Genomic DNA, 20,322 nt, shown 5'->3' with positions numbered 1-20,322 from the left:
TTTCTGTCTTATTTTGCTGTTTGAGTAAATTTGAGTAGATTTTTAGAAGCGGTAAAATGGTAACAATAATTGCCTGAGGAAATTTAAGAATATAAGCTCCCATAACTCCGGCAATCGCCCCACTAGCACCCAAACTAGGAATTGTCGATTGAGCTGAAAAAAACCATTGAGTCAAAGCAGCTAAGGCGCCACAAACTAAATAAAAGAATAAAAACTTAGTTCTTCCCAATTCTTCTTCAATATTGTTACCAAAAATCCATATATAGAGCATATTGAATGCAATATGTAGTAACCCGCCGTGAAGAAACTGAGAGGTAATCAGTGTTAATGGTTCTGGTATCTTATCACCGACTACAATTCCCCCAAAACTTTCTGTTAGTTGCCTAGGCACAACAGCATAATCTTGAAAAAAGCGAGTTAATTCTAACTCTGTGAGAGATATTTGGTAAACAAATACAGCTACATTGATAATAATTAAAAGATAGGTGAGATAGGGGGTAATTTTAGTGGGATTTTCGTCATTAATGGGAACCATAATTTTTTTTTACTAGTATTACCTGGTTAACGAAGAGAAAAACAAAGATTTATGAATTTTTCTTTATTTTGACCATTCATGTTAACATTGTTTAAATTATACTCATTTTTAAATAATGTTACTTATCAATAGCATCAACAGCATCAACTTAAAAAATCTCCGAGGTGATTTCTTTGGGGGGATTAATAGCAGCTATTGTAGCATTAGCAATGGCTAAAGCCATTGGGGTTATTTCTGGTCTTCACTGCAAGGTTTTCCGGGGATTCGTTGCTTTTTTATTTGGGGGGACACCGAGTTTAATCTCTAATCTCACAGGTTTTATGAACTGGTGCGCTTTCCCTAGGGGCAGATCCCGGCGCGGGGTGGCACCAAAAAAATAAGGTTACAAGCCCACTTCCTTGACTCAGATCTTGCATCTTTACCTAATGTTACTGGTTGTGGTTGAGTAATGAGTTTTGAAGTAATGAGTTTTGAAGTAATGAGTTAAAGAACTGATGCTCAACGCTTAAAAATTGGTATACCTTTGCAAGATATAGGCTAAAGAGAAATGAACTTTTTCTGAGGTTAATTTAGTACATAAGTTCTGGTGCAAGATATGAGTTGAGGAAGTGAAAGCAAAAACTATACTCCTTATTTCTGTTCATAAGACTTGAGGCTTATGTATTTCCGAATTCCGAATTCCTTTGACTTGTTCTATTAGTTACTGTTTTTGATTAATTAGTTTATGAAGAAATTTTTTAGTAATTGCTTTTTATTTTTTAGAGACAGAAATTTTCTGAAAATTATTCACTTGACAGAGAATATAGTTTCTAAAGTTCTTTCAACCGCTCTAATTGTGGTAATTTTTGTTTCTTTAATTGATTTAGTTAGAGTTTTATCTAGGGATATTTTTACCACAGAACCTGTGGGATTTTTTGATAAAACATTGCTAGAAATTTTTGGTTTATTTTTAAATATTCTCATAGCTTTAGAATTATTAGAAAATATTACCGCCTATTTACGAAAACATATTGTTCAACTAGAGTTAGTTTTGACTACAGCGTTAATTGCTGTGGCTAGAAAAATTATCATTTTTGATCCCAAACAATACGATAAAGTAAATTTGATAGCATTAGGATTTGCAACTCTAGCACTTTCTGCCAGTTATGGGTTAGTCCGATATGTAAATACCAAACATAAAAACTAATTTTAAAAAATTGTTGTTAAATATTTTTAAAACATTTGGAGAAAAATCTACAGTAAGCTAAAATATGAAAAATATATGATGTTTTTTGCGCTGTTTAAAATGGTAAACAGAGCAGGAAACATAAAGAAGACAACGAAAACCTTAAATAGTAGCAGATTCTTGCTAAAAAAGAAGAAATTGCTTTAAATAAATAAGATAGTAATTGTATGGCTTAATCAGTTAAACCGATTGAGTAGAGAGTAAATAATGAGCGATTTGATTATAGAAAGTAGTTGGATAGTACCGATATATGGGGTAATAGGGGCAATAGCAACCTTACCCTGGTCTACGGGAATTATTCGCAAAACTGGTCCGAGACCTGCGGCTTATATAAGCATAATTATGACGGCCATTGCCTTTTTACATGGTTCTCTGGCTTTCATAGATATATGGGAAGAACCAGCTAGGCAACTAGGTTTTCACTGGCTACAAGTGGCTGATTTAGATTTATATCTAGCAGTAGATATTTCTCCCGTGAGTTTGGCGGGGATGGAGTTAGTGGCTGGTATTAGTCTTCTGGCCCAAATTTATGCCCTAGGGTATATGGAAAAAGATTGGTCAATAGCTCGTTTTTATGGTTTGATGGGCTTTTTTGAAGCATCTTTATCGGGAATAGCCATAAGCGATTCATTGTTTCTCAGTTATGCTTTACTAGAAGGTTTAACTCTATCTACTTATTTGTTAGTAGGTTTTTGGTATGCCCAACCTCTGGTAGTAACTGCCGCTAGAGATGCTTTCCTAACTAAAAGGGTAGGAGATATTATTTTATTAATGGGTTTAGTAGCATTATCTAGTTATGGAGAGGGATTAAGCTTCAGTGATTTAGGAGAATGGGCTAGTAAATCTCCCTTACCGCCATTAGCAGCAACTTTACTAGGTTTATCCTTGATTGCAGGTCCTACAGGTAAATGTGCTCAATTTCCCCTGAATCTTTGGTTGGATGAGGCGATGGAGGGACCAAATCCAGCGGGAATCATGCGTAATTCAATTGTGGTCTGTGCCGGAGCTTATGTCTTAATAAAGTTACAACCAGTATTTACTCTCTCGCCAGTATCCTCAACGGCTTTGATTATTATTGGTGCAACTACAACCATCGGCACATCATTGATGGCTATAGCTCAAATAGACATCAAGAGAACTCTATCTCATTCTACCAGTGCCTATTTAGGTTTAGTATTTATTGCGGTAGGATTGGGACAAGTAGATATTGCTCTGTTGGTGCTGTTTACCCACGCAATTGCCAAAGCTTTATTATTTATGAGTATTGGAGCGGTGATTTTAACGACTCACGGTCAAAATATCACGGAAATGGGGGGATTGTGGTCAAGAATGCCCGCGACTACCTCAGCCTTTGTTGTAGGCGCTAGTAGTTTAATTGCCCTATTACCAATGGGAACTTTTTGGTCAATGTATCGCTGGTTAGATGGGAGTTGGCACGTGCCTTTGTGGTTAGTGGGTATACTATTATTTGCCAATACTATGTCGGCAATTAATCTGACTAGAGTGTTTCGTCTGGTTTTCTTAGGAAAACCCCAAAGAAAAACGCGCCGCACCCCGGAAGTGATTTGGCCAGTTGCTTTACCAATGGTAACTTTAACAATTATTACCCTGTTTACTCCCAGTTTACCTCAGTCTTGGGGCCTTTGGTTAAGTGCTACTTCACCGATGTTGGAGGTAGAAAATCAATGGGTGGTAGATTGGAGAATACCCTTACTGTTAGCTTCGGGGTTGCTTGGTTGTACAATTGGCGCCACAATTAAAGTCAATCGAATGTTTTCGCGCTCAACTCAACTAGTTTTACGCTTTTTCCAGGACTTGTTTTCCTACGATTTTTATATTGGCTATATATATAATTGGACAGTAGTTTGGTTTGTGGCTAACTTAGCTAAAATAACTGCTTGGTTTGATCGTTATGTAGTGGATGGATTGGTAAATTTGGTGAGTTTAGCCACAATATTCAGTGGAAATAGTCTCAAGTATAACACCACGGGCCAATCCCAATTTTATATACTAACAATTGTGATCGGAGTTAGTTTACTGTTGGGTTTGATTTTGAGTAGTCAATGGTCAATATTGCTCACCTATTGGAATTCATTAATATAATTAGAGAAGATGCTCAGTATTTTATTGTTACTGCCCCTGATAGCAGCAATTACCCTAGTTTGTTGGCCAAAAAGCCAATCATCAGCAAGTTATCGTCTTGTTGCTTTAGGTTTTGGCGGGTTAATTTTAGCTCTCACAATGGCGATCGCTATTTTATTTAAACCTCAAATATCAACCATACAATTTGAGGAGTCTTTTAGTTGGATTCAATCTTTGGGGTTAAGTTACCATTTGGGAATCGATGGCTTATCTCTACCATTGATATTCCTCAATAGTTTACTAACTCCCATTGCCATATTTATTACCAGTAAAGAGTTAAAAAGACCAAAATTATACTATTCAATGATTTTTTTACTCAATGCTGGTGTCACGGGAGCATTTTTAGCTCAGGATTTATTGCTATTTTTCCTGTTTTATGAGTTAGAAATTATTCCTCTTTACTTTTTGATTGTGATTTGGGGAGGAAAACGTCGCGGTTATGCCGGGATGAAGTTTTTACTGTATACAGCAGCTTCAGGTTTTTGCGTTTTAATTTCGTTTTTGGGATTAGTATGGTTGAGTGGCGCTAATAGCTTTGATTATGAAGCTGTACGTACTTCTGAAGCAATACTGCCAAGGGATACTCAAATACTATTACTAATTCCTCTATTAATAGGTTTAGGAATTAAAATACCTATTTTCCCCTTTCATACTTGGCTACCAGATGCCCACGTGGAAGCCTCCACGCCAATCTCAGTTTTATTGGCAGGAGTATTATTGAAACTAGGGACCTACGGTTTGTTGCGCTTCGGTGTAGGCTTATTTCTAGAAGCTTGGGTGTATTTAGCACCAACTTTAGCCATTATTGCCGCAATTAGTGCTTTATATGGTGCTTGCTGTGCGATCGCCCAACAAGACATGAAAAAAGTTGTCGCCTATTCCTCCATCGCCCACATGGCTTATATCTTACTGGCGGCAGCGGCTACTACTCCTTTGAGTCTTAACGCGGCTATTTTTCAAATGATTAGTCACGGCTTAATTTCCTCTTTACTATTTATGTTAGTAGGAATAGTTTACGAAGCTACGGGCACTAGGGATGTAGAATCTCTGTGTGGATTACTCAATCCCCAACGAGGTTTACCGATAACTGGTAGTCTGATGATTTTAGGAGTAATGGCTAGTGCGGGAATTCCCGGAATGATTGGCTTTATTGCTGAATTTCTGGTTTTTCGGGGTAGTTTTCCGATTTTTCCAGTTGCTACATTGTTATGTATGGTAGGCACTGGTTTAACGGCTGTTTACTTCTTACTAGTAGTTAATAATGTGTTTTTCGGGAGACTTTCGGCAAGTTTAGCGCCAATGCCTCGGATTCCTATTACCCATCATTTGCCTAATTTCCTGCTGATTTTATTTATCTTTATTTTGGGTATTCAGCCAAGTTGGATGGTGCGTTGGAGTGAAGCCCAAGTTAATACTTTGATTATGTCAGATTCCCAAGTCGCTCACAAATTTTAAGAAAATTATTTTGGAGATATCTACAGATGGTTACTCTTAACCCCAAAACTAATAAACATCCCTTAGAAGAGTATATAAAAAGGTTAGAGTCGGGATTGGCTTTATTAGAAGACTCACCAGCTAATGTTTTAGAAGTGGTTGGCATTCTCAAAAGTTACGGTGTGGTTTTAGATGCCTATTCAGTTAACCTTTGTTATATAGCTAATCACCAATTTTTAGTCTTTTTTCCCTTCTTTAAATATTTTAATGGGGAAATTTCCCTATCAAAATTGCTCAATCACTGGCGGCATAAACGAATTAACTATGAATATGCCGAGTATTGTATGAAGGTAATGTTATGGCATGGGGGAGGTGGTTTGGATGAGTATGTCGATTCCCCAGAGTTTAAAAAGAGAGTAGATAAGGTAATTCAAGCTAAATTCAAAGGTAACTGGTTATGGCTAGGAGTTAATCAGGTATTTAGAGAGTTTATGCCCGAACAAATGCGGCAAATGTCTTACTATAGTGGTTTAGGTCAGTTTTGGCGCGTTATGAGTGATACTTTCTTGAGTTTGAGCGATCGCTATGAGGCTGGTGAAATCAAAACAATTCCCGATGTAGTCGCTCATATTTTAGATGGTTTAGTCACTAATGCCAATAAACCAATTACTTACCAAGTTCAAATTAAACACCAAATATATCCAATTATTCCCCCAGAAGTTGGTTTAACCTTTTTGATGGATACGGCTGTGCCCTATGTAGAGGCTGTCTTTTTTCGGGGAACACCTTTTATGGGTACTGTTTCCTATAATGCTCAAGCTTATCAAATTCCTAGGGAGCAGAATTTATTTACTTATGGCGCTTTATACGCGGATCCTCTGCCTGTAGGTAGCGCTGGTATTCCTCCTACTTTGCTAATGCAGGATATGAGTCATTATCTCCCTGATTATTTACATAAGTTTTATCGTGAAACTTTACGTCAAGAAGATGATTTATTAGTTCAAATTTGTGAAAGCTTCCAAAAGTCGATGTTTTGTGTTACTACTGCCGCTATTCAAGGTTTAGCCCCTTATCCTTTAAATACTAAAGATGTAACTCAACAAGCAGAAAATCGGGCTTATCTCAAAGGTTGGCTTAATCGCTTTACTACTTCTCGTCTTTTAGAAGTTAATACATGAGTAAGCTGCTTTTGTATCTAAAGTGAATTTTAAAATAATTCTCTCTCTTGAGGCAAATTATCTTCTCTATCTTCGAGAAAGGCATCCGGTACTACAGAAGGTTGCAAAAAATACGTTTTCCACGAAAGAGGTTTAGGTGAGAGAATAATTTTATCACCTTCACGAGCAATGAAGACTTCCTCAGCATCGACGCGAAACTCTTTAGGTAAACGCACCGCTTAACTACCTCCCGTTTGAAAAATTTTAGCGGTTGGTTGTTCCATAGCACCTCTCCAATATATATACAGCTATATCTACTATAGCAAAGGAAGGTTAGTTAGGACACATAAGTTATCGTTTTTAGGGAATAGGCAAGCTTGCAATAGGCAATCCCTGGAATAGGGAATATAGTTGATATTTGACAAAGCACAAAAATAGCCTAAAAAAGGCTATATACTAGATATTAAAGGTTTTGAAAAGGAGACGAGATGATCAATATATAGTTTTAATAACCTAAAAAAGATTGAGGCAAAATAATGTTTAATTCAATTATAGCTGAGAGCAAAACCAGTAAAAAACTCCCCCAGCAAATTAGTCAAATTATCGCTGATTTAAAACCAGTTGCCATCAAAGCTTCATCAGGCACTGGCAAAACATTTATCTCTAAATTAATTCATAACCATTCCTCGTTAAAACCAGGGATGTTTGTAGAAATTGATTGTGCTAAATTACCTCGTAACCAAGAAGGTATGGTCGATAACCTTGGTTTAATTCCCATATCAGATCAGGGCACATTGTTACTTGATAATGCTCATTTGTTAAGCGAACAAGTATATATAAAAATAACTGAATATTTAGAGAATGGAGAAAAATTGCTCTCCACCAATAATACCCCTTGGCAATTTTTATCCCCTAATTCTGGGGTACGTTTGATTTTAGCTAGTCCAGAAAAAATTAAACTAGCTGATATTGAGATCCATAATCTTAAACTGTTACCTCTAACTCAAAGAAGGGCAGATATTCCTAATTTTGCCGCTTATTTTCTCGAAAAATATTGTCAAGAAACAGGCAGAAATATACTGAAAATTAACCAAGCAGTCCTCCGTAGATTAATTAGCTACAATTACCCAAGAAACATAGCTGAATTAGAAGACATCATCAAACGGATGGTTTGGATGACACCAAAAGAAGAGTTAGTGATTCCTGAAAAATTGCTTTGGTATGTGGAGTCTAAAAAAAATGCTTATCGAATAGATTTACTCAATCAACTACCTTGGCTGCGTAAATTCTTCCTCAGTAAATGGTGGCCACAGGGTGTATGGCTTCTAGTCATGGCAGTTTTTATTCCTGTGACCATCACAGGCTTTCTCGGTCCTCAAAACCCTTCTGAGAGTATGATTCTCAATTTTCTTTGGGCTTGGTGGTGGAGTTTTTCCCTCCTACTTTTTCCCTTCGTCGGTCGTATCTGGTGTTCAATCTGTCCCTTTATGGTGACGGGAGAATGGATAAGAAAACTATCTCTGTGGATTTGGCCTCGTGAATTACTATCTTGGCCAACTAAATGGCTAAATAAATGGGGTGCTTGGTTAATGTGGATAGGCTTTTTAGCTATTTACTTATGGGAAAAACTGTGGGATTTACCCCATACTGCTTATCTTTCTGCCTCGTTGTTACTACTTATTACAGGGGGAGCGGTGATTTGTAGTCTTATCTACGAACGCCGCCTCTGGTGCCGATATCTATGTCCTATTGGTGCTATGAATGGCATGTTCGCTAAATTATCAATGACTGAATTACGCGCTAGTGAACAAGTATGCGGCACTCAATGCGATGTATTCGCTTGTCGCCAAGGCAGTGATGTTAGTCCGGTTACATTTGTTGAAGCTTTACCCAACGAAGGCCAAGCTATCGATGCTTGTCCCCTCCACTCTATTCCTTCAAAGCTGATGGATAATCGAGATTGTGTTTTGTGTATGGGTTGTGTCAAAGGTTGTCCTAATCGTTCGATACAACTTAACTTACGTTTTCCTGGTAGTGATTTATGGGAGTCTCACCAACCTTTTTGGGCCGAAGTTGCCCTATTACTACTCCTGTTTGGTGGTGTATTTATGCACTACTCGGATAAATTTCTGGGGTGGTTTGGTGTAAGAGATATTACTCTTGATTCTCAACATTTATTAGTAGCAGTGCCGTTGATTTCTGTGTTATTAATTATTCCTTTTGTGGCAACTTATTTAACTCATAGATTAACTAAGCAAATCGATAGGGAGATGCCAGATTATCTCACAGTAATTTATGCTTACTTACCTATGACTCTGGGTTTCAATCTAGTTTACTATATCTCATCTGTCATTACTGAAGCGGGGAATATCTTACCAGTTATGGCTCGTACTTTTGGACTCAGTGGCGCAAGTTTACCCTCCCTAACCTGGAATTTAGAAGTTGCCACTTTTGTTCAAGAGGTGACTCTGGTCTTGATATTACTTTTGAGTATCTATCCTCTAGTAAAAATCACCAAGCGACCTTTGATGGGTTTACTGCCACATTTATTGTTGATGGTTGGGTTTAATCTTATTTTCTTGAACTTGATTTTGTAGTTTTTGAAGTTGTGGGCGATCGCCTTTAGCTCCATAAGAAATTAGCACTTTGGGGGAGATAGGCGAAACGCTTATTAAGTAAGGATTGTAAAAAGTGCAAGTTATAGCAGTGACCGCAGTGGTGTTAACAACATTTATCACTAACTTTTCCCCCCTTCCCCCCTTACTAAGGCAGGGCTGTTTCGTTCTAAAATTTTTCGTAAGCTAGAAGCTAGACACCACAAAAGTTGACGCTCTTTTTAGCTATTATTAGAAAAAAGGTGATTTATTATTAGCAAAAAATCCCTTCTCCCTGCTCCCTGCTCCCTGCTCCCTGCTCCCTGCTCCCTGCTCCCTGCTCCTCCTCACCATTTTCTTTGTCAAGAACGAAACAGCCCTGCCCTTACTAAGGGGGGCTTTTCATCATTTTTGTCAACATCTATTGGCGAGCTTGCTATAAAAGGTAGGCTAGTAATGGGTTTCATAGTTTTAAAATATATCAACCAATAACTAGATAAAAAAGAAGAGCGATCGCCAAGAGTAAGATTGCCATAATTAGGAGTATTTGCCAAGACAAACGAAACTTACTCCTTCTTTTCTCCAGCTTAACCAATAAAATACGATCAACTAATAGATAGTGAATCCGGGTAATGTCTCTAAGTAATTCTGGATAGGGTAAACAATCTTGAGAAATTTTTTGAATCACTTGACCATTATCAAAGAAAATTGTTTGTATAATACCTTCATTGAGATAATAACTAGAAAAAGTCAAACAACCAGAATTAGACAAAATCTTGATAAGTTGTTGTTGACAAGCAGAGTCAACCTCAAGGTAAGCTTCTAAATCTTCAGTAAGTTTAATGTTTTTTAAAAATTCTGGAGTTAAATTAAAGCGAAACTGCTCTTGATTAATAGTTAAAATTGACTGCATAGACTGAGACATAAAATTTTTCAAGTTTACTGAGTAAGAGATGGGGAAGTGTGGTAAGTTTGAGAAGTTAGGAGTTAATACCTACCGATTACCGTTCAGCTCAAATAACTCTAATTCTGGTAAAATCATACATAATAGCATAATAAAGTCATGAATAATTAACTATGTTGAAATTTTTACTAGGAGATCCAAATACTCGGAAAATCAAGAAAATAAAACCTCTAGTCACCGAAATTAATCTATTAGAGGAGGATATAAAAAAACTATCCGATGAACAACTAAGAGGAAAAACAGCAGAATTTAGAGAATATATAGACAAAGCGAGAGGAGATCGCGAAGAAGAAGAAAGACTAGCAGAAATTTTACCAGAAGCCTTTGCCGTAGTCAGAGAAGCGGCAGTCAGAGTTTTAGGAATGCGTCACTATGACGTACAGTTAATTGGGGGAATTGTTCTACACCAAGGACAAATTGCCGAGATGAAAACAGGAGAAGGTAAAACCCTAGTATCTACCCTGCCTGCCTATTTAAACGCCATTGGTGGCAAAGGTGTTCACGTAGTAACCGTAAACGATTACCTAGCCCGTCGTGACGCGGAATGGATGGGACAAGTTCACCGTTTCCTCGGCTTATCTGTAGGCTTAATCCAAGGGGGAATGAGTGCGCCAGAAAGAAGGAAAAATTATAGCTGTGATATCACCTACACCACTAACAGCGAGTTAGGCTTTGACTATCTTCGGGATAATATGGCCACAGCAATAGAAGAAGTGGTACAAAGACCATTTAACTACTGTATCATTGACGAGGTGGACTCAGTACTAATAGACGAAGCCAGAACACCATTGATTATCTCAGGACAAGTAGAACGTCCCACAGAAAAATATCTGAAAGCCTCAGAAATAGTTCAACATCTCGTCAAAGAAACAGATGAAGAAGAGGGGGATTATGAAGTAGACGAAAAAGGCCGCAACGTTCTCATCACGGACGAAGGCTACGCCAAAACCGAAGAATTACTGGGAGTATCAGACCTATACGACGAAGAAAATCCCTGGGCACACTATATAATCAATGCCATCAAAGCAAAAGAACTATTTACCAAAGACGTGAACTATTTAGTACGTGATGGGGAAATAGTCATTGTTGATGAATTTACTGGGAGGGTGTTGCCAGGGAGACGCTGGAGTGATGGCTTACACCAAGCAGTGGAAGCAAAAGAAAGGGTAAAGATTCAAAAAGAAACTCAAACCCTAGCCACAATTACCTATCAAAACTTTTTCCTCCTGTATCCTAAATTAGCAGGAATGACTGGAACCGCTAAAACTGAAGAAACTGAATTTGAAAAAGTATATAATCTACAAGTAACGATTATCCCCACACATTTACCTTCCCGACGTAACGATTTACCAGACGTAGTTTATAAAAATGAAGTAGCTAAATGGAAGGCCGTGGCGGGAGAATGTATAGAAATGCACCAAAAAGGTCGTCCTGTATTAGTAGGAACAACTAGTGTAGAAAAATCAGAATTACTCTCCAAATTACTGAGTCAAAATGAAATTCCTCACAAACTACTCAACGCTAAACCAGAAAATGTAGAAAAAGAATCAGAAATTGTCGCCCAAGCCGGAAGAAAAGGTGCCGTAACTATTGCTACTAATATGGCAGGACGAGGAACAGATATAATCTTAGGTGGTAATGCTGATTATATGGCCCGTCTGAAAATCAGAGAATATGTGCTACCCAGAATTGTCAAACCAGAAGACGATAAATTAGGGTACAAAGTAGCTAACTCCACTCCCCGCAAACCAGGCAAAGGTTTTGACCCGACATTGAAAATGAAGAGTTGGCGGGCTTCTACAGAGATATTCCCCACAGAACTTTCTCAAGAAACTGAACAAACTCTCAAAGAAGCAGCAAAATTTGCTGAAGAAACCTATGGCTATCAAAGTATGTCAGAATTGGCCGCTGAAGAAAAAATAGCGATCGCTGCTGAAAAAGCCCCAACCCAAGACCCTGTAATTCAAAAACTACGGGAAGTCTATAAGTTAATTATCAAAGAATATGAACACTTTACTGATAAAGAACAAGAAGAGGTAATTAGTGTAGGGGGACTATACGTAATCGGCACAGAACGTCACGAATCAAGACGAATTGACAACCAATTGCGCGGTAGGGCAGGAAGACAAGGAGATCCTGGGGCAACACGCTTTTTCCTCAGTTTAGAAGACAATTTATTACGGATTTTTGGGGGAGATCGCGTGGCAGGCTTAATGAATGCTTTCCGCGTAGAAGAAGATATGCCTATTGAGTCAGGAATGCTCACCCGTTCTCTAGAAGGGGCTCAGAAAAAAGTAGAAACTTTCTATTACGACGCGCGTAAAAATGTATTTGAATACGACGAAGTGATGAATAAACAGCGTTCTGCTATTTACGCTGAACGTCGTCGCGTCTTAGAAGGATTCGATGTTCAAGACCAAATTCTACAATATGCCACCAAAACCATGGACGAAATCGTTGATGCCTATGTAAATCCCGAATTACCCCCAGAAGAATGGGATTTAGAAAATATGGTAGCCAAAGTCAAGGAGTTTATTTACCTGTTAGAAGGTATTGAGGCGAAAGACTTAGAAGATATGACGGTTTCAGAAATAAAAACCTTTTTGCATGAAGAGGTTGGCAAAGCTTACGAAATCAAAGAAAATGAAATAGAACAAGTCCAACCAGGTTTAATGCGACAAGCAGAACGCTTCTTTATTCTTAATCAGATAGATACTCTCTGGAAAGAACATTTACAAGCAATGGATGCTTTGAGAGATTCAATCGGTTTACGAGGCTACGCTCAGCAAAACCCCTTGATTGAGTATAAACAAGAAGGATTTGGTATGTTTTTAGAGCTAATGACCGATATTCGTCGGAATGTGGTTTATAATCTCTTTAAATTTCAACCCCAAGCCCAACGCCAAAGCGCTTAATTAGAGGTGTTAGGTGTTAGGTGTTAGGTGTTAGATTATTCGTTCCCTGGATTTAAAATTCAGGGAACGAATTACCCCACAACCGCTGTCTCAGGTATGTATTTAACTACTTAATCTATAAATTTTAGTTTGGGGAAATTTAAAAGTTAATTGATAACAGATGACAACCAAATCCATTGATTTTGGTCAAACCGTTCAAGATCGATAACTTCTTGCTTCAATCATTTTCACAGATTATATCATGTCCGTTTAATTAGTTATGATAAAGTTCTACCTTCATACCTTCTTCCTTCCCTCTCTTGCCTCTCTTGCCTCTCTTGCCTCACCTCATTTTTATCGTAAGTATTCACCCGAACTTGATATTAAACCTAAAACCAACAAATCTAAAACCTACTTATGAATATTCTCACTAAACTCCTATTTCCCCCTCGTCAAAGCCAACAGTATGGCAAACCTAAGATGAAAAAAAGCCGCCGCGGTATCGAAATTAAATCCGCCGCGGAAATCGAAATCATGCAAACTAGTAGTAAAATTGTTGCTACAGTACTTCAAGAGATTTCTGAATTAGTTAAACCAGGCATGACTACAGCAGATTTAGATGCCTATGCAGAACAAAGAATCAAAGAAATGGGAGCAACTCCAAGCTTCAAAGGCTATTATGGCTTTCCCGCTTCTATTTGTGCTTGTATTAATCACGAAGTTGTCCACGGCATCCCACAAGCTAGTAAGAAGATTCAAGCAGGAGATTTACTCAAGGTGGATACAGGCGCCTATTACCAAGGTTTCCACGGAGACTCTTGTATAACCATAGCTGTAGGGAAAGTTTCAAAACAAGGACGAAAATTAATGGCCGCCGCAGAAACCGCCCTATACAAAGGTATCGCTCAAGTAAAACCAGGTAATTGTTTACTAGATATCGCCGGAGCAATTGAAGACTATGTCAAAAGCGAAGGTTATAGTGTAGTGGAACAATTTACCGGCCATGGGGTAGGGAGAAATCTTCACGAAGAACCCTCTGTATTTAATTTTAGAACTAATGACCTACCTAATGTACTACTTCGTCCGGGTATGACTTTAGCCATTGAACCAATTCTTAATGCAGGTTCTAAATTAACTAAAACTATGAGCGATCGCTGGACAGTAGTTACCGCAGATAACTCCCTTTCGGCACAGTTTGAACATACTGTTTTAGTTACTGAAAATGGTTATGAAATTCTTACTGAAAGAACGGGAAAAACTGCTATAATGTAAATCAAAAGGGCACGTAGCTCAGGGGATAGAGCACCAGATTCCGGTTCTGGGTGTCACAGGTTCGATTCCTGTCGTGCTCGTTATTTAATAACCGCTCTTACGTAAAAGTAAAATTAACTCTTGATTTGAGGTTTCAGCTAATACCTAAAACCTGACACTTCTTAATCAATTCTATGTTAAGCTAATTGTTAAGAAATATTAAAATCAATAAAATGGACTTATTTACAGCAATTACAGAAAGAAGATCGGTCAAACACTACGACCCTCAACACTCTATGAGTGATGAAGAGATAGAAAAGCTAATTAGCTACGCCATGCTCTCACCAACCTCCTTTAACATTCAAAATTGGCGCTTTGTAGTTGTTAAAGACGCAGAAATCAAACAAAAACTGAGAGCAGCAGCATGGGATCAAGCCCAAGTAACCGAGGCATCTATAGTAATTCTCTTATGTGGCGACATGAAATCATGGGCAAAAGAACCAGAACGCTACTGGCGTAATGCTCCAGAAAAAGTGAGAGAAACCATAGTACCCATGATTGGTCAATTCTACGAGGGGAAAGAATCTTTACAGAGAGACGAAGTAATGAGATCCTGTGGCATAGCCGGACAGACAATTATGTTAACCGCAAAAGCAATGGGCTATGATACCTGTCCCATGATTGGTTTTGACCCAGAAAAAGTAGCAGAAATTATCAAGCTACCAGAAGAGCACGCGATCGGGTTTATGATTGTAGTGGGTAAAGCAGCTCAAGAAGCACGGCCACGCTCCGGTCAGTTAGAATTATCACAAGTAATGATCAAAGATACTTTTTAAAATTAATGCCAGCAATTTCTCCTAACACCAAGGCTTTAATTATTGGGGCAACCCAAGGAATTGGCCTTGGTTTTGTCAAAAATTTACTAAAGCAGCCAGAAATCACCAAAGTATACGCTACCTACCGTAATCAAGCATCGGCAGCAGAACTCTTCACCCTAGAAAGAGACAACCTTAACCGTATGACTTCTATCCCCATGGATATCACCGAAGAGTCTCAGATAAGCGCGGGTATAGATAAAATCAAAGCCGAGACCAAAGAGTTGCACCTAGTAATTAATTGTGTTGGTATTCTTCATGATTCTCAGTTACAACCAGAAAAAAGCCTCAGGCACATAAACAAAGATAACCTTCTTAAGTATTTTGAAGTTAATAGTATTGGTTCAATACTCCTCGCTAAACACCTGTTGCCCCTGTTAAAACACAATAAAACTAACGTTTTTGCCGTGATATCTGCGAAAATAGGAAGCATTGGCGATAATAATTTAGGAGGATGGTATGGTTATCGCGCCTCAAAAGCAGCTTTAAATATGTTTATGCGCACAGTCTCCATAGAATATAGTCGCAAAAGTCCTAAAACTATAGTTTTAATGTTGCATCCAGGTACAACAGATACTCAGCTTTCTCAACCATTTCAACGAAATGTGCCTCCAGAAAAACTCTTTTCTGTGGAGCGCACCGTTAAACAGTTATTAGAAGTAATTGCCCAACGCACTGCCTCTGATAATGGTAAGTTTTTCTCCTGGGATGGTCAACCTTTGCCTTGGTAGTTTCCTCTTAGCAATTGAACAATTAATTTGTAATTTTTGCGCCCCCAGGTAGGTGTAAAATCAGAGCTAGAACAAAAAAAGCCTAAAACTCTTTCTCTGTGGAAGTTTGAAATTATTCAGCAGTTAGAAGCCTGGGCGCACCTTATACAGTAGGCATTTTAAGATTTTTATGTTATTATATACAAAAGCGATAAAGGTAAGTTAAAGACCTAGGCGCAAACGAACCTTGAAAACTATATAATATCATGCTTCCAAGCGATCGCAGTTAAAATCGACTATAATCCCTATGAGGGATTGAAACAGAGCCTGTTCAACACCTAAAGCGTCGAAAGGAAGTTAAAATCGACTATAATCCCTATGAGGGATTGAAACTGCCAACTAGAGGAGCTAAAAGGATCAGTATTTGGGGTTAAAATCGACTATAATCCCTATGAGGGATTGAAACATATCTCTTGAAAACCGGAGAATATACCAAAGCCTGTTAAAATCGACTATAATCCCTATGAGGGATTGAAACAACTCGACCTGAGTTGGTTGAACATCAGTAGTGAGGAAGTGTTAAAATCGACTATAATCCCTATGAGGGATTGAAACAGCTGTTGGGAACCTTGCCTGGTTTCCACTAATTCAATGCGGCGAGTTAAAATCGACTATAATCCCTATGAGGGATTGAAACGAATAACCGTATCTTCTGAGTTAATCCCGTCAAGTTAAAATCGACTATAATCCCTATGAGGGATTGAAACGTTTCTAGTAGTCCAGACTCTCTCTAAAGTTGCTGTTAAAATCGACTATAATCCCTATGAGGGATTGAAACAATCCTCCTACTATCGATGCGATCGCTGTAATGCAATGTTAAAATCGACTATAATCCCTATGAGGGATTGAAACTTAACGAGATGAAGCAAAGAATCTTTATCTTTTCCTTGTTAAAATCGACTATAATCCCTATGAGGGATTGAAACAAATATCAGTTCCCAAATAATTGCTTGAAAAGCGAGTTAAAATCGACTATAATCCCTATGAGGGATTGAAACCATTTTCATCATTAAAACTGAGACCAGTACACGCCACAGGGTTAAAATCGACTATAATCCCTATGAGGGATTGAAACAACTTAACTCTCTCTGATATACCTACTAGTTTTGTTAAAATCGACTATAATCCCTATGAGGGATTGAAACTTTTCTTCTTTAACGGTATCTGCAATTTCTTGTAGATTGTTAAAATCGACTATAATCCCTATGAGGGATTGAAACTTTGGATTTGGATTTTATTTAAAGTAGTCATTGCTTGTTTCGTTAAAATCGACTATAATCCCTATGAGGGATTGAAACAACTTAGATTTAACTGAAATATCATACTGGGGAACGTTAAAATCGACTATAATCCCTATGAGGGATTGAAACACTAAATAATTAACTACAGAATCAGGTAACTCAGCTATAGCGTTAAAATCGACTATAATCCCTATGAGGGATTGAAACCGACCAGACCGTTGAAAGTCTTGCTCTTTACTGTGTTAAAATCGACTATAATCCCTATGAGGGATTGAAACAAGGAAATCCTAAAGAGTACTTGACATTTTATAAGGGTTAAAATCGACTATAATCCCTATGAGGGATTGAAACAGAGATCAGCACTGGAATGAAGCCACAGAAAAAGTGTTAAAATCGACTATAATCCCTATGAGGGATTGAAACGCCAGTGAAGGAGAAGATTATTTGGAAGCATCAATGTTAAAATCGACTATAATCCCTATGAGGGATTGAAACAGAGAGCAGTCGGACTTCCAGCGATCTGGATCTAGTTAAAATCGACTATAATCCCTATGAGGGATTGAAACTAACGCAATTTCTAGATAATCTAGAGCTGTTTGAAATGTTAAAATCGACTATAATCCCTATGAGGGATTGAAACCGATTCCTATTTAGAGCTATTCTCAGAAATGAGAGTTAAAATCGACTATAATCCCTATGAGGGATTGAAACATGTGCAAATTGGAGATTACCAGTTATGGAGAAAAGTTAAAATCGACTATAATCCCTATGAGGGATTGAAACTTTGATTAAAAAGTTTAAGCGATCATAAATCGCGTTAAAATCGACTATAATCCCTATGAGGGATTGAAACAGGGTATTATGGTGCTATAAAAATAGGGGCGGGAGAGTTAAAATCGACTATAATCCCTATGAGGGATTGAAACAAACATAGTTTGAGCGCGATCGCTTAACATCTGAGGTTAAAATCGACTATAATCCCTATGAGGGATTGAAACCCCGCAAAACCGCTATTTAGCCTGGGAAAATTTGTTAAAATCGACTATAATCCCTATGAGGGATTGAAACTAAAAACCTCAGATTTTTCATTTTAATAATTTCTTGTTAAAATCGACTATAATCCCTATGAGGGATTGAAACAGACAACAAAACGATTAACGAGGTGGCGACAAGGGTTAAAATCGACTATAATCCCTATGAGGGATTGAAACTACTTTGTGGTTACTTCATAGCAGTAACCGAGCTAGGTTAAAATCGACTATAATCCCTATGAGGGATTGAAACAATTAGGCGATCGCTTTTTTAAAACTTTTATCGAGTTAAAATCGACTATAATCCCTATGAGGGATTGAAACTTGAATTTTTTGTCTTGATCAAACGCGATTACAAAGTTAAAATCGACTATAATCCCTATGAGGGATTGAAACTCCTAACTTAACAAGGTAATCATCGAGCCAATTGGTTGAGACTACTTCCACTACAAGTTTAATCGACTGACTTAATGTAATGATTGATTCTTTTTCCCATCGCGGAAAATTATCCGTTTTTCTAGCTAATTTGATAATATTTAGTTTAAATGCGTATTAGGTTACAAAAGCATGAAGTTTAACATTAAGTCTGTAACTAATTCCCAAGAAATGTCAGCTTTTTTAAATGTACCGAAAAAGGTATACGCTAATGATACTAACTGGGTGCAGCCATTAAATAGCAGTATCAAGAAAGAGTTAGGAGAAAATAGCTCTTTTTTAGAATATGGAGAATTTGCTAAGTTTATAGCTATTTCCGAAACATCACAAGAAGTACTAGGAAGGATTGTAGCAGCAATCAACCAGAAGTTAATCGCTAAAGAAAATAAGCAGGTTGGTATATTCGGATATTTTGAATGTGTAAATGATTATCAAGTGGCTGAAGCACTTCTAGAAGCAGCTTGTAAGTGGATGAGCGATCGCCAAATAGTTATCGCTAGAGGACCAATTAATTTATCTACCCACAATAGTTGTATGTTTCTAGCCAGTGGCTTTGATTCTCCTCCCACAATGATGATGCCCTATAATCCTCCATACTATCCAGAATTTATTCTACGCCATGGCTGGACTAAAGTAAAAGAAGCTTATGCCTATTTACTACCCCTCAATCAATCACTACCTCCCCAGTTTAAAAAAGCCTATCAAATCTGTTGTAAAAGCGGCATTACTTTCCGTTCAATTAATTTGAAAGAAGAAGGCTGGGAAAAAGACTGTGAGCAAATTTATCAATATATGACCCAGGGATTCTCCCAAAGCTGGAGTTATACACCTTGGAGTAGGGAAGAGTTTTTTGAAGAGGCAGAAAGTTTACGCAGCGTGGTAGATACGGATATTTTTATTATCGCTGAAGACAAAGACCAGATGGTGGGTTTTTGCTTTGCTTTACCAGATTATAATTTAGCTCTAAAACATGTAAATGGTAAATTAGATTGGTTAGGAATTATCAAATTATTATGGTATCGCCGCCAAATCAATCGCGCTAGAGTATCAACCATTTTCTCTCTCCCAGAATATCGTCGCAAAATGGTTTCCCTCAGTATAATTTATTTATTAATGCAGCAAGGAACTAAAACAGGTAAAAAATACCAAGAAGCCGAACTTTCTTGGGTTTGGCAGGATAATCTCGCCTCTCGTAAACTAACGGAAGCCTCGGGAGCAAAATTACACAAAACTTATCATATCTACGAAAAATTACTTTAGTTTTGTAGTAAGTTTCGGCGATCGCCAAGGAATCCGCATTCGCTGTGGGCCTCCTTTTTAAATGCTATTCCAGAGATTTCAACAGAAGTAATTGAAAGCTTGGAATCCCCGTAACTTTAGTGCGGGGAGGAAAGGCGAACCGACGACTACTCTTAACTTGCACTTTTTACAATCCTTACTCAATAAGCGTTTCGCCGATATCCCCAAAAGTGCTAATTTCTTATGGAGCTAGTGGCGTACCGCTACGCGGATCCCTTCGGGATCGCGCCGCTAGTCAGGAGCTCAGATCTTGCATCTTTACCCAAAGTTACTTGTGGATGAATAATGAGTTTTGAAGTAATGAGTTTTGAAGTAATGAGTAAGGAGTCTTGGAGTTTTGGAGTCTTGGAGTTTTGGAGTTTTGAAGTTTTGAAGTTTTGAAGTAAGGAGTCTTGGAGTTTTAGAGTCTTGGAGTTTTGGAGTTTTGAAGTTTTGAAGTAATGAGTTAAAGAATTAATGCTCAACGCTTAAAAAT

General features: G+C 37.9%; 13 protein-coding genes, 1 tRNA gene and 1 CRISPR repeat array. Of the genes, 11 read left to right on the top strand and 3 right to left on the bottom strand.

What is annotated here, in order from left to right; all coding sequences use genetic code 11:
- On the bottom strand, positions 1-535 hold a 535-nt coding region (locus MW688_RS09075), incomplete at its 3' end, for a rhomboid family intramembrane serine protease (protein ID WP_486735646.1).
- 724 nt (positions 536-1,259) lie between these two features.
- Between MW688_RS09075 and MW688_RS09070 the strand changes: the two genes are divergently transcribed.
- The 4 genes from MW688_RS09070 to MW688_RS09055 all read left to right on the top strand — a co-directional run bounded on the left by MW688_RS09070 (position 1,260) and on the right by MW688_RS09055 (position 6,514).
- Positions 1,260-1,721, top strand: coding sequence for a phosphate-starvation-inducible PsiE family protein (locus tag MW688_RS09070; protein ID WP_486735645.1), 462 nt, complete (start codon positions 1,260-1,262; stop codon positions 1,719-1,721).
- A gap of 246 nt (positions 1,722-1,967) precedes the next feature.
- The gene (locus tag MW688_RS09065) at positions 1,968-3,863 is read left to right on the top strand and encodes an NAD(P)H-quinone oxidoreductase subunit F (protein WP_486735644.1); all 1,896 of its coding nucleotides are present in this window, start codon (positions 1,968-1,970) and stop codon (positions 3,861-3,863) included.
- Between the two features lie 9 nt (positions 3,864-3,872).
- Positions 3,873-5,357 (top strand): NADH-quinone oxidoreductase subunit M, encoded by a 1,485-nt coding sequence (locus MW688_RS09060; protein WP_486735643.1) that lies wholly within the window; start codon positions 3,873-3,875, stop codon positions 5,355-5,357.
- Between the two features lie 26 nt (positions 5,358-5,383).
- Positions 5,384-6,514, top strand: a complete 1,131-nt coding sequence (locus MW688_RS09055) for a CO2 hydration protein (RefSeq protein WP_486735642.1) — start codon at positions 5,384-5,386, stop codon at positions 6,512-6,514.
- A 29-nt stretch (positions 6,515-6,543) separates the two neighbouring features.
- Here the strand turns inward: MW688_RS09055 and MW688_RS09050 are convergent, their stop codons facing one another.
- Positions 6,544-6,729 carry an antitoxin gene (locus MW688_RS09050; RefSeq protein ID WP_486735641.1) on the bottom strand — a complete coding sequence of 62 codons (186 nt, stop codon included), beginning with the start codon at positions 6,727-6,729 and terminating at the stop codon, positions 6,544-6,546.
- Between the two features lie 300 nt (positions 6,730-7,029).
- On the opposite strand from MW688_RS09050, the gene MW688_RS09045 reads away from it, so the two are divergent.
- Positions 7,030-9,090 carry an AAA-type ATPase lid domain-containing protein gene (locus tag MW688_RS09045; RefSeq protein WP_486735640.1) on the top strand — a complete coding sequence of 687 codons (2,061 nt, stop codon included), beginning with the start codon at positions 7,030-7,032 and terminating at the stop codon, positions 9,088-9,090.
- A gap of 478 nt (positions 9,091-9,568) precedes the next feature.
- On the opposite strand, the gene MW688_RS09040 is transcribed toward MW688_RS09045, so the two are convergent.
- Positions 9,569-10,012: a hypothetical protein gene (locus tag MW688_RS09040; protein ID WP_486735639.1), complete on the bottom strand. Its 444-nt coding sequence runs from the start codon at positions 10,010-10,012 to the stop codon at positions 9,569-9,571.
- 152 nt (positions 10,013-10,164) lie between these two features.
- On the opposite strand from MW688_RS09040, the gene secA reads away from it, so the two are divergent.
- The 6 genes from secA (at position 10,165) to MW688_RS09010 (ending at position 19,808) form a co-directional block, all read left to right on the top strand.
- Positions 10,165-12,966 (top strand): preprotein translocase subunit SecA, encoded by a 2,802-nt coding sequence (gene secA / locus MW688_RS09035; RefSeq protein WP_486735638.1) that lies wholly within the window; start codon positions 10,165-10,167, stop codon positions 12,964-12,966.
- 396 nt (positions 12,967-13,362) lie between these two features.
- The gene (gene map / locus MW688_RS09030; protein ID WP_486735637.1) at positions 13,363-14,217 is read left to right on the top strand and encodes a type I methionyl aminopeptidase; all 855 of its coding nucleotides are present in this window, start codon (positions 13,363-13,365) and stop codon (positions 14,215-14,217) included.
- 7 nt (positions 14,218-14,224) lie between these two features.
- Positions 14,225-14,297: transfer RNA gene (locus tag MW688_RS09025), tRNA-Arg, on the top strand.
- A gap of 132 nt (positions 14,298-14,429) precedes the next feature.
- A complete protein-coding gene (locus MW688_RS09020) occupies positions 14,430-15,032 on the top strand; it encodes a nitroreductase family protein (protein ID WP_486735636.1) in 603 nt (200 codons plus the stop codon).
- Between the two features lie 5 nt (positions 15,033-15,037).
- Positions 15,038-15,802 carry an SDR family NAD(P)-dependent oxidoreductase gene (locus MW688_RS09015; protein WP_486735635.1) on the top strand — a complete coding sequence of 255 codons (765 nt, stop codon included), beginning with the start codon at positions 15,038-15,040 and terminating at the stop codon, positions 15,800-15,802.
- A gap of 264 nt (positions 15,803-16,066) precedes the next feature.
- Positions 16,067-18,509: direct repeats of the CRISPR family, unit length 37 nt; unit sequence GTTAAAATCGACTATAATCCCTATGAGGGATTGAAAC.
- A 171-nt stretch (positions 18,510-18,680) separates the two neighbouring features.
- Complete coding sequence (locus MW688_RS09010) at positions 18,681-19,808, top strand: hypothetical protein (protein ID WP_486735634.1); 1,128 nt, start codon at positions 18,681-18,683, stop codon at positions 19,806-19,808.
- Positions 19,809-20,322 lie beyond the last annotated feature (514 nt).

The organism is Johannesbaptistia floridana (genome assembly GCF_057440575.1).
Note: the sequence above shows the minus strand (reverse complement) of the source record. Positions and strands in the feature narration are given on the sequence as shown.